Below are 11,010 nucleotides of genomic sequence, written 5' to 3'. Positions count from 1 at the left end.
TCCGTGGATCGAACACGCGGAAGGGGAGTTCGGATTCGATGAAGAAGGTTGAAAACGAAAACGACGGATGGATGCCGACCTATCGGGGCACCGTTTTTCCCTGGCATTGCGACCACATCGGGCACATGAACGTGATGTGGTTCGTGGGGAAGTTCGACGATGCGACGTGGCAGCTCTTCTCCAACGTCGGACTCACCCCGTCCTACTTTCGGAAGCAGAACCGGGGCATGGCCGGACTGGAGCAAAGAATATCGTATCAGCGGGAGCTGCGGGCGGGGGATGTCGTCTCGATCCGCTCCGCCGTCCTCGAGATGCGGGAGAAGGTGATCCGGTATGTTCACGAGATGCGGAACGACGAAACCGGGGAGCGGTCGGCCATGATGATCGTGACCTCGGTCCACATGGACACCGAAAAACGGAAGTCCTGCCCGTTTCCGGAGGAAGTTTTTGAGGCCGGCCGCGCCATGACCGTTCCGTTCGTTCCTGAGCATTGGGGATTTCGAGAAAAATAAACCTTCTGGCGATCCACGGAACGAATCTCCAATGACCAACGAAAATAAAAATTCAATGGGCAAACCGAGGGACAAGGAAGTTGCAACGCTCGGCGGCGGCTGTTTCTGGTGCCTTGAGGCGGTCTTTGCGGATCTCAAGGGGGTGGAGAAGGTGGAGTCCGGTTACTCCGGCGGGGCGGCGGCCGATCCGACCTACCGTCAGGTCTGTTCGGGGACCACCGGCCATGCCGAGGTGGTCCAGGTAACGTTCGATCCCAAGGTCATTTCGTTTAAAGAAATACTTGAGGTATTCTTCTCGATTCACGATCCTACGACCCCAAATCGCCAGGGGGCCGATGCGGGCACCCAATATCGTTCCGCCGTTTATTACCACACTCCGGAACAAAAAACGACGGCCGAGGGGGTGATTAAGGAACTTAATTCGTCGGAAATCTGGGGTGCGCCGATCGTGACCGAGCTCGAGCCAATTAGGACCTTCTATAAAGCCGAGGATTACCACCAGGATTACTACAAGAATAATCCAGAGCAGATGTATTGCCAAGTGGTGATCGCGCCCAAGGTCGCAAAATTTCGAAAACAGTTCATGGACCGTTTGAAAAAGCAGGGGCAGGTCTGAAACCTGCCCCTTCCTGTCAGAACCCGATCACCAATCCGAGTTCGGCGGAAAGGTTTTTATTCGAATGGCTGGAGGTAATTGTCTGAAGATCCTGGGTGTACTCCCAGAAAATTTTGAAGTTCCGTTCCACGTAGTGGGTAAGATTGACCGTCAACAGGTTCTGATCCAGGCTGTTGTTTCCTCCCGCATCGTACCAGTTATACAGTAATACCCCGACCCAGTCCCAACTGTAAAGATAGGTCGCTTCGGCGAATCCGCTATTGACCGTCACGGGCCTACCCGGGGTCGTGAAATCCGGATTGTCATCCCGGCCGAACAGCCACTGGGACCGGATGTCGACCTTGGGAATGACCTGGATGCGCAGGTCCGGTCCCTCACGATAGAAACGGTTGTCGATCTTTGTGGTCAGTTCCCGGTCCAACCCGTAGAAGGCATACCATCCGGTCGTGATTCCAGGCATAATCTCAACCCCGATCCGTCCGTAGGGATCTTTAAAGGCGTTATTGTCAAAAGTTTCCTGGGAGGTTTCCGGTCCGATGCCGTTTCCGTTTACGATTCCGGCTGTGAGATCGAACGGATTCCTTCCGAAGGTGAGCTGAGCCCCTCGGTGATACGTGAGACTGAATTCACTTTTGCTGACCTCGGTATCGTAAGCGACGATATCCTGATAGGTGAGCCGCTGTTCGCGGGGATAGACGACATCCACGACTTGGAATTGTCCCAACGTCAGGTCGAGATCCTGATTTGGGATCATGTTGTTAAAATAAAAGAAGGCGTCCTCGATTCCGGTGACTTCGCCTCCCTCATTAAATAAGAAATCAAAATAAAAGGTTACATCCTGTTTTAAATAGCCGGAAGCGAAAATTTTCGCCAGCAGAGGGACTTGGAAGTCCGTCCGGGTATCGGTATGACTGGTGTACTGAAGGGCGCTGTCGATCCGAAAACCGAGACTCAGGTTTTTTTCCAGATACAGTTTGGGGTCGCCGTATCCTTCCAGGATGCTTTGAATATTCTGTCCCGGGAGTTGATAACCGTTCCGGGCAAAGGCCTCACCGAAGCTGTTCAGCTTGGGAAATGCCGAATGACACATTACGCAACTGAAACCGAATCGGCGGGCAAAACCGGGATTGGCCTGTGCGGGACGGAGGTCGGCCAGAAGAAGGAGGGTCAATACAGCGCCGAGGATGAGGAATCGATGGAAGAACAAACGACGCTCCGGATCAATACGAACCGCGCCTCCGAGACCGAATATATGGTCTATGCTTAATCGAGCATCCGGCCTATGCGAGCTGAAGCATCCGCTCGAGGGCCACTTTGGCCCAGCGGTGATCCGCATCCGGAACGATGATCTGATTGACGATCGAGCCCGCCTCAAGCCGATCCAGCGACCAGAGGAGATGCGGGGCATCGATCCGGAACATCGTCGAGCACATGCAGACCATCGGCGATAGAAAATGGACCTCTTTATCCGGGTTGTCGCGCTTGAGCCGGTTGACGAGATTCAGCTCGGTTCCGACGGCCCATCGGGACCCGGCCGGCGCGGCCGTCACGGTCCGGATGATGTGTTCCGTCGAGCCGACGAGGTCCGAACGGTCCACGACGTCCATCGAGCACTCGGGATGAACGATGATCTTGATCCCCGGATATTGTTTTCTGAAGAAGTCCACGTGTTGCGGCTGGAACATCTGGTGCACGCTGCAGAAACCCTGCCAGAGGAAGACCCGCGCCCTCCGAATGGCCTCGGGACTGTTGCCCCCGTTTGGGCGGGCCGGATCCCAGAGAATCATTTCATCCAACGGGATGCCCATTCGCTTGCAGGTATTTCGCCCCAGGTGCTGATCGGGAAAAAACAGGATCTTTTCGCGCCGCTCGAAGGCCCACCGGATGATCTTTTCGGCGTTGGTCGAAGTACAGACCAACCCACCCCGTTCGCCGCAGAAGGCCTTGAGGTCGGCCGCGGAGTTAATATACGTAATCGGGGTGATCGTGGTTTCCGGAATGTGAGCGGTAATCTCCTGCCAGGCGGTCTCGACCGAATCAATATCCGCCATATCGGCCATGGAGCAGCCGGCGGCAAGATCCGGGAGAATGACCTTCTGTTCGGGCCTTGTCAGGATATCGGCGGTCTCGGCCATGAATTTGACGCCGCAGAAAACAATATATTCACGATCCTTGCGTTGAGCGGCATACTGTGAAAGCCTCAAAGAATCCCCGGTGTAGTCGGCAAATTTGTATACTTCGTCCCGCTGATAGTTATGTCCAAGGATCAACAGGCGATCGGCTAAACGTGCCTTCACCTCCGAAATTCGTTCTTCGAGAATCTCCGGCGAAAGCCGATAGTACTCCTCGATGCCGGATTCCAAGGTTTTCAGTCCAAGCGCATTGTTCATTCGTATTTCCTTTTTTGATCGACTAGTTTCTTATTATAATAGGGTGCAATACGCTATTGCAAGGGGTTATCCGGGCTCGTATCCGGTGCTGCAGGAGGGGTATAAATTCATTGCGGCGGATTACATAAGAGAGGCGGCCACCGTAATCGGCCATCGGTAGGAGCCCGGGGTTGTTTCGGGGGCCAAAAATAACCGATACGTGATTTCGACCGTCTCTCCCGAAATTCCAGGAAAAGGCTGGGGGATTAATCCCGCGCCGGCTTGAACCGAAACGGTCCGGCCGTTGATTCTCACATCGGTTGCTTTGATGAATTGACCGTCGATATAAAAATTCAAAAAATATCCATTTTGACTATTGCTCGAGATATGGATTATCGTTCCTGCGTGTATATCAACATAACCTTTCGCAATATCCTGTTGGGTGACTAAAAGGTCTGTTTGCTGGCGTAAAGTGGTCTGTGAGAGTTTCGGAAGGACATTGGCCGAAACGAGCAAGGTCCCTTTATTCCCCGCCGCTGACTCTTGAATTCCGACCAGAAGAACCGTCGCCATCAAGATCGTTCCGGTTACCAGGATCTTTCTCATCTTCGTCACCTCCTGCCTCTATATAGAGCAAGAGGCATGCTAGAGGGGCATAATATAACATATTGATAATGCAGCTGTAAATATGGGACATCCGGGGGGATACACGAGGTGTGCGGATTTGGCACAATTTTAGGTCGAAACCGATGTGCGATCTTGGCTGGGGTGTGCGGAAACGGTGATTATCTAATACCGAATTTTTCGATTTTCCTGATGAGTGCGCGCCGGCTAATCCCTAATGCCTCCGAGGCTTTTGTTCTATTTCCGGCGAATTGAAGGAGCACGGTCCCGATATGCTTTTTTTCGACGTCCGCGAGAGACATCGGCAAGGGCACTTCCCCGCGCGGGGCGTTGGGGCGCTTCGGCAGATCTTCGCTGCGGATGAAGGTTTCGGTCGTTAACATCGCGGCCTGCTCCAGGATATTTTCGAGCTCTCTGACATTGCCCGGCCAGTCGTACGACATCAAGATACTTTGGGCCGGTCTTGAGATCCCGTAAACCTTCTTCCCGGTCCTATGTACGAATTTATCCAGAATGACCCGATAGAGCAGTGGAATGTCCTCCTTTCGATCGCGCAGAGGCGGGACCTTGATGACCAAGGGTGCAATCCTGAAAAATAGATCCTCCCGGAACCGTCCATTCATCACCTCCTGTTCAAGGTTTCGGTTTGTGGCCGCGATAATCCTGCATCGTGCGGTGATGATCCGATGACTGCCGACCCGCCTGAATTCACCATTCTGGAGAACCCTCAATAAATGGGGTTGAAACGAGTGCGGCAGTTCGCCAATCTCATCCAAAAATAAAGTTCCTTCACCAGCGGCCTCAAAGCTGATTTTGTCATTTCGTCTGCCCTCCTTTTGTTGCCCCCGGAGTAAAATCCCGGGTGGGTTGGTTGAATATTCTTTCCAAAAAAAAACCCATCTCTTGTCGAATGATAAGAGCATGGGCGAAAAAGGCCATCCTCACCACTTCGGCAGCTCGGCGATCCTGATCTCCCTCTATAGGGCCAGGATCCCTTGCTTTGCGGCCCATCCTCACGGATGGTGTGCTCTTATCGGTGGTGTTATTTAATTGTCGTGCGCTTAAATTAAACAATAGCAGAGATGGGCCGCTTGTCAAGTTTCAGACTTCGAGGGAAGTAAGGTACCCACAATCTTTAAATGATCCGATTCATCAAGGGATTATTTAACAATTTGCTTTAGGATCCTTGTTCCCGTTCAAGATTTATGATAGGATGCAAATTATGAAGGACTTCAAGGGAAGTTCCGTGTCGGACTCCGCCGCCGAGGCGGTCCAAGTCATCCTTCCTAATGACACTAATCCACTCGGGAACGTTCTTGGAGGAAGGGTGATGCACTGGATTGATATGATCGCGGCCGTGGTGGCTGTCCGACACAGCAAACGGCCGGTGGTAACGGCCTCGATGGAAAGGCTCGAATTCCACTCCCCCATACGTCTTGGACAGATCGCCATCCTGAAGGCGGCCTTGAATTATGTGGGTCACACCTCGATGGAAGTGGGGGTCGAAGTGTATGCCGAGGATCCCATCACTGGAAAACGACATCACACCAGCAGTGCGCTCCTGACCTACGTCGCCTTGGATGATTTGGGGAAGCCGACGCCGGTCCCACCGTTGTATACCGAGACGCCGGATGAAAAACGGCGATACATGGATGCGGAAAAACGTTATCGGGACCGGAAGCAGGGGCAAACCGGAAGTTCGAGGTAAAAATGGGGAAGCGGTATAGTCTTGAACAAGGAAATTTTGACGACCACATCATGAACCTAATTCAGATGTGCGGGGGATCCCCCCATGCCGATCTGATCAAAGAGATTATCGTGACGGCCTTGAAGTTGGTGGAAGATCCGGCCGCCCGCGTGGACGTCAAGATCCTTAACGCCGCATTAAGAGAGTTGCGGTTTGCCTTTAAACTCTTCTCCGGCTACCGCCATATCCGCAAGGTCACCGTATTCGGTTCGGCTCGTACGGCCGAGACGGACCCGGGTTACCATCAGGCCGCCAGTTTTGCCAAAAAAATCGTTCGCCACGGTTACATGGTCATTACCGGCGCGGGGGACGGGATTATGAAAGGGGCGCAAGAAGGGGCCGGCCGGAAGATGAGTTTTGGCGTTAATATTCAACTGCCGTTCGAGCAATCGCCCAACGTCTATATCGAGAACGATCCGAAACTGGTCACCTTTAAATATTTCTTCACTCGAAAGCTGATTTTTGTCAAGGAAACGGACGCCATTGCCCTCTTCCCGGGCGGATTTGGAACCCTGGACGAGATGTTCGAATCGTTGACCTTGGTCCAGACGGGAAAAACCGACATCATGCCGATGGTGTTGATCGATGAACCGGGAGGAACCTACTGGCAGGAATGGCGCCGAACCCTTGAAAAAAATCTCTTGAAACGGGGATTGATCGCATCCGAAGACATGCATTTCTTCAAGATCACGGACAATGTGGACGCCGCCGTAAAGGAGGTTACCGGATTTTATCATAATTACCATTCCTCACGGTACCTCGGCGATCGATTCATCATCCGTCTACAGCGGCCGGTTTCCGACGGCCTGTTGGACAAGCTCAATGACGGTTTTAATGACATCCTGGCTCAGGGACGGATCGAACGGGGCTCGGCATTTCCCGAGGAGTCCGATGAACCGGACCTGATTCCATTGCCGCGACTTACGATGCGATTCAATCGGAAAAATTTCGGCCGGCTCCGGCAATTGATCGATATGTTGAATTCGGAATAGAGATTCCTTGCGAACGAGAGGGGGGGGGCATCCGGCTTGGCCGATGGAACCGAGGAACGGGCTTGGTCGGTCCGAGCGCGGGGCGTTGACGGGCATCGGGGGAACGAGGGCCTCTAAGAACAAAGAGTCCGCCATCATGATGCAAAAGGGTATCGAATGATCGTAGTTGCCAACCGGATGCGGGTCGTCAAAGGCCGTGAACATGAATTTGAAAGACAGTTCCTCGGGAGACCCAAGCTGGCCGATATGATGCCGGGTTTTATTCGGAATGAATTTCTAAAGCCCCTCAACAACGACTATTACATTGTGTTGAGTTATTGGGAAAGCCGCGAAGACTACGAAGCCTGGTTGAAGAGCGAAGGCCATCAGAAAAGTCAGGCGCGCAAGACCAATCGCGATCTTCTGGCCGGACCGATTCAGCTCGATCTTCATGAAGTGATCGGGATATCGGAACGCGTGCGGGAGATGTGAGCCGGATGAAGAAAACATCCGATATAGACGGGCCGGCCCTGTTTCTGCATCAGGTGGAACTCGGTCCGATGCAGAATTTTGTTTACTTGATCGGCTGTGAGAAAACCCGCGAAGCGGCGGTGGTGGATCCGGCGTGGGATGTGCAGGCCATCCTCACGATCGCGAAGAATCATCGGTTCCAGATCAAGACGATCCTTCTGACCCATACTCATTTTGACCATATCAACGGCGTGGAAGAGCTTCTAAAGCAGACGGATGCCCGCGTCTTCGTCCATAAGAAAGAGGCGGCGGCGCTTCGGTATGGCGGGGGCAATATCAAGAAAATCGAGAGCGGGGATGCGGTCAAGGTGGGCGATTTGAACGTCACGTTCATCCATACTCCCGGTCACACCCCGGGTTCACAGTGTTTCTATGTGGAGGGGCGATTGATCACCGGGGATACGCTCTTCATCAACGGCTGCGGACGATGCGATCTGCCGGGAGGAAGCCCGGAAGAGATGTTTCAAAGCCTGACGGGTACCCTTAAACGGTTGGAGGACCACATCAAGGTTTATCCCGGGCATCATTATGCTCCGGTGCCGGTCTCGACCCTCGGCGACGAAAAACGCCAAAACCCATTTCTAACCAGCGCTTCCCTTGAGGAATTCCTTCGACGGACGATGGGACGCTGATCAAATCGCTTGTCAGGGCATTTTTATTTGCCGTATAATAAGCAGCCGTCAACGGAGTCGACCTTGCCGAATCACGAAGTGGCGTTGGCCTATAAGCGTCTCACCGAGGATTATGACCGAATCATCGAACGTCAACCCTTCTTTATAAACGCCTATCGCCTCTATGACAAGCTCCTGCATCAGATCCTGGATGGAAGACGGTACAAAAAAATTTTAGACCTCGGGTGCGGGAACGCGGCCCAGACGGTTCGACTGGCCCGTCACGGCGATGAGGTTATCGGGGTCGACATCGCCGAAGACCTCTTGTCCGTTGCAAGAGAGCGCTGCCGCGACTTTCCCCACGTTCGTTTCGTGAAGGAAGATGCGCGAAAACTGCCCTTTCCCGACCAGTACTTCGATTGCGTCATTTCCTACGGTGACGTCCTGAGCCATATCACGGATGGATATGATCAAGCCCTGTCCGAGATCAGCCGCGTCTCAATCACCGACGCCTTGATCTCCTTCGAAGTGGATAATAAATGGAATGCCGGGCTTCTTTATAAACCCCGTGAGCTTTGGGATGCGATCCGAAGTCGGGGCCGGGGTCACGATACCCGGGAATGGGAGGGCATGCGGTTTAAGGCCTTTACCCATCGTGAACTGGCGGCTCTCCTGAAACCGCATGGTTTTAAGATCACCGGGTATCACGGCCATAATATCCTGGCCTCTTTCATTCCGGACCGCTACGTACTGGAACAGGACCACCGGACGATTTGGGGGCGACTGGCGATATGGCTTGGTACGATTGACCTGGCGGTCTCCGGGATATTCCCATTTAATCGTCTCGGGTTTAATATCATGGTGATCGCCCGGAGGAGATAGATCAACCGACACCAAGGAGCAGGCAATGGACTTTTTGAATATGCTTGTTAATAAAAAGGTGGAGACGATCGATCACGACGCGGTCCTGAAAGCCGCGGCCCAGAGGATGCGGGACCGCCGAATCGGTTCCCTTATCGTGACCCGGAGCGGTCAGGAGGTCGGGATCATCAGTGAAACGGACCTGGCCCGAAAGGCCGTTGCGGAAGGGCTCAACCCCGAGAAAGCCTATGTTTCGTCCATTATGAGCAGCCCGATTATTTCGATCGAAATCACCGAATCCCCGGAGCGGGCCAACGATTTAATGAAAGATAAAGGGATCCGGCATTTGGGTATTACAGAGAAAGGGAAGTTGATCGGAATTATATCCGTGCGCGACCTGCTGAGGTATTTCAAGGTATATTACGACGGAATCGGAAGCCTGAAATCCAAGAAATAGGCATGGGATTTAAAAAATCATCACAGAAGCCCTCGCCCTCCCTTCCGAGCCGCACCCAAAGAGTGGAACTCCACCAGCATGTGGACGGCTCGATTCCGGTCGGCTTGGCCTGGAAGCTGATGAAGCGGCACGGGCTCAATCCGGTCGGGACCATGACCCAGATGGAAAAACTCCTTGTTCTTCAGGATCGGGAGAAGGGAAGCCTGCTCAGTTATTTGGACAAGTTTCATTATCCCCTCTGGATCACCCAATTTTATGAAAACATCGCCCGGGTGATTGAAGCCATAGTTGAAGAAGCTTACCGAAATCAAGTCCGACTCCTCGAACTCCGTTATTCCCCCGTCATCCACACCTTTGCCGGCCTGACCTTGCGACAGACGATCAGCGCCGCCCTGGGCGGGATGAATCGAGCCAGGAAACGATTCCCAATCCGGGCTGGGTTGATCGTGATCGCCATGCGCCAACACGGTCCCCACATCGCCAAGATCCTGGCCCGTGCCGCCGTCTCCGAAGGTCAACAGTTTCATGAACGCACGGGTGTGATCGGGTTTGACGTGGCCGGTGCCGAGCGTGGAAATCCGCCCGCCTTGTTTAAAGACGCCTATGCCATTGCACGAACCGGAGGACTCGGTCTCACCATTCATGCCGGCGAGGACGAGGGACCCCACGCCGTTTGGCAGGCCATCGATGAACTGGGCGTGACCCGAATCGGGCACGGCTGTTCATCGGTGCGTGACAAGGTGCTTTTACGCCGCTTGGCCCGCGACAAGATCCTGATCGAATGCTGCATCACGTCCAATTATCAGACCGGCGCGGTCAAACGCGGTCGCCCCCACCCAATCTTTACATTTCTGGAATACGGTATTCCGGTCGCGATTTGCACCGACAACACAACCGTCTCCGACACCAACCAAGCCCTGGAAAATAAAAGCCTCCGTCACCGGCTTTCCGAATCTCACCTGGCCATGATCCATCAAAACGCCCGCAACTACTCGTTCATCCGCGCGGATTAAAGAAAAAGCGGGTCGATGATGAAGACCGGAAGAGGGGTTGCGTTGGCGGTGGTCGTGTTGCTGGGCGTCGGAGGGTTGGTTTTTCGGCAAGAGGTTTCCGAATTCATCCACGCGATGCGACCCCATTCGATGGAAGCGAGCCTCGCTTTCGGGAAAGCGCTGGATCCCAGCGGCCGATCCGTCGTTGATCCCACAACGACATTTACCCTGGGTGAGAACGTAGCCTGGGTTCTGAAGTTTAAAAAAAACGCCGGGGTCAAAGAACTGATCGTCGCTCTTTACGAAGTTTCTAGCGACGGACGGGAAATTCCGCTGGATCGAAATAAGATGCCCGTTGAGCCGACCGACGCCGGTCTCTACAACTTTTCGACGTCGCAGGCCTTCTGGTCACTCTCTCCGAAGGGAATAAACGCGGATCGTCATACCTATCGAGTCAAGTACATTAAGAAAGATGTAGTCGCCCAGGGGGACTTCACCATTGTGGACGCCCGCCAGGATCAACCTGCGTCTCAATCGCCCTGAAATCCGCCGTAATTCTCTAAATTTCCCCACCATGTCCCGCCCCGCTGGCTCCGCCGCACGCCGGATTCGAGTGGAGCGAATCAAAAGCAGAACAGCCAATCGTATCAAATGTCCCGGACCATACAGGACGTTGAACATGCATTGGGAATCCTCGCCTTTATTTGACTACGGCCATC

15 protein-coding genes and 1 riboswitch are annotated in these 11,010 nt (G+C 53.6%); of the genes, 11 read left to right on the top strand and 4 right to left on the bottom strand.

The features are described from left to right. Positions 1-71 precede the first annotated feature (71 nt). Positions 72-512 carry a thioesterase family protein gene (locus tag VMN77_12230; protein ID HTN44554.1) on the top strand — a complete coding sequence of 147 codons (441 nt, stop codon included), beginning with the start codon at positions 72-74 and terminating at the stop codon, positions 510-512. 55 nt (positions 513-567) lie between these two features. Next, complete coding sequence (gene msrA / locus VMN77_12225; GenBank protein HTN44553.1) at positions 568-1,128, top strand: peptide-methionine (S)-S-oxide reductase MsrA; 561 nt, start codon at positions 568-570, stop codon at positions 1,126-1,128. A 16-nt stretch (positions 1,129-1,144) separates the two neighbouring features. On the opposite strand, the gene VMN77_12220 is transcribed toward msrA, so the two are convergent. Continuing rightward, positions 1,145-2,218, bottom strand: coding sequence for a hypothetical protein (locus VMN77_12220; GenBank protein ID HTN44552.1), 1,074 nt, complete (start codon positions 2,216-2,218; stop codon positions 1,145-1,147). On the opposite strand from VMN77_12220, the gene VMN77_12215 reads away from it, so the two are divergent. Further along, on the top strand, positions 2,210-2,395 hold the full coding sequence (locus tag VMN77_12215) for a hypothetical protein (protein HTN44551.1): 186 nt from the start codon (positions 2,210-2,212) through the stop codon (positions 2,393-2,395). The two genes, VMN77_12220 and VMN77_12215, sit on opposite strands and share 9 nt — an antisense overlap. A gap of 13 nt (positions 2,396-2,408) precedes the next feature. Here the strand turns inward: VMN77_12215 and nadA are convergent, their stop codons facing one another. From nadA to VMN77_12200, 3 genes are all read right to left on the bottom strand, one after another. Next, positions 2,409-3,518, bottom strand: coding sequence for a quinolinate synthase NadA (gene nadA / locus VMN77_12210; GenBank protein HTN44550.1), 1,110 nt, complete (start codon positions 3,516-3,518; stop codon positions 2,409-2,411). Positions 3,519-3,638: 120 nt separating this feature from the next. Further along, complete coding sequence (locus VMN77_12205; protein ID HTN44549.1) at positions 3,639-4,103, bottom strand: hypothetical protein; 465 nt, start codon at positions 4,101-4,103, stop codon at positions 3,639-3,641. Positions 4,104-4,282: 179 nt separating this feature from the next. Continuing rightward, positions 4,283-5,044 carry a sigma 54-interacting transcriptional regulator gene (locus VMN77_12200; GenBank protein ID HTN44548.1) on the bottom strand — a complete coding sequence of 254 codons (762 nt, stop codon included), beginning with the start codon at positions 5,042-5,044 and terminating at the stop codon, positions 4,283-4,285. Between the two features lie 25 nt (positions 5,045-5,069). Further along, a riboswitch (cyclic di-GMP riboswitch) is annotated at positions 5,070-5,160 on the bottom strand. 174 nt (positions 5,161-5,334) lie between these two features. Between VMN77_12200 and VMN77_12195 the strand changes: the two genes are divergently transcribed. From VMN77_12195 to VMN77_12160, 8 genes are all read left to right on the top strand, one after another. Continuing rightward, positions 5,335-5,829: an acyl-CoA thioesterase gene (locus tag VMN77_12195; protein HTN44547.1), complete on the top strand. Its 495-nt coding sequence runs from the start codon at positions 5,335-5,337 to the stop codon at positions 5,827-5,829. A 2-nt stretch (positions 5,830-5,831) separates the two neighbouring features. Next, the gene (locus VMN77_12190; GenBank protein HTN44546.1) at positions 5,832-6,860 is read left to right on the top strand and encodes a TIGR00730 family Rossman fold protein; all 1,029 of its coding nucleotides are present in this window, start codon (positions 5,832-5,834) and stop codon (positions 6,858-6,860) included. 156 nt (positions 6,861-7,016) lie between these two features. Next, the gene (locus tag VMN77_12185) at positions 7,017-7,331 is read left to right on the top strand and encodes an antibiotic biosynthesis monooxygenase (protein ID HTN44545.1); all 315 of its coding nucleotides are present in this window, start codon (positions 7,017-7,019) and stop codon (positions 7,329-7,331) included. Positions 7,332-7,336: 5 nt separating this feature from the next. Further along, positions 7,337-8,002, top strand: coding sequence for an MBL fold metallo-hydrolase (locus VMN77_12180; GenBank protein ID HTN44544.1), 666 nt, complete (start codon positions 7,337-7,339; stop codon positions 8,000-8,002). Positions 8,003-8,065: 63 nt separating this feature from the next. Next, positions 8,066-8,863: a class I SAM-dependent methyltransferase gene (locus VMN77_12175; protein HTN44543.1), complete on the top strand. Its 798-nt coding sequence runs from the start codon at positions 8,066-8,068 to the stop codon at positions 8,861-8,863. Positions 8,864-8,888: 25 nt separating this feature from the next. Beyond that, the gene (locus tag VMN77_12170; protein ID HTN44542.1) at positions 8,889-9,299 is read left to right on the top strand and encodes a CBS domain-containing protein; all 411 of its coding nucleotides are present in this window, start codon (positions 8,889-8,891) and stop codon (positions 9,297-9,299) included. A 2-nt stretch (positions 9,300-9,301) separates the two neighbouring features. After that, positions 9,302-10,312 carry an adenosine deaminase gene (gene add / locus VMN77_12165; GenBank protein HTN44541.1) on the top strand — a complete coding sequence of 337 codons (1,011 nt, stop codon included), beginning with the start codon at positions 9,302-9,304 and terminating at the stop codon, positions 10,310-10,312. A 15-nt stretch (positions 10,313-10,327) separates the two neighbouring features. Continuing rightward, positions 10,328-10,834, top strand: coding sequence for a hypothetical protein (locus VMN77_12160; protein ID HTN44540.1), 507 nt, complete (start codon positions 10,328-10,330; stop codon positions 10,832-10,834). Positions 10,835-11,010: the final 176 nt, after the last annotated feature.

Source organism: Nitrospiria bacterium, from assembly GCA_035498035.1.
Lineage (GTDB): Bacteria > Nitrospirota > Nitrospiria > JACQBZ01 > JACQBZ01 > JACQBZ01.
This window is presented reverse-complemented; position numbering and strand designations above follow the sequence as displayed.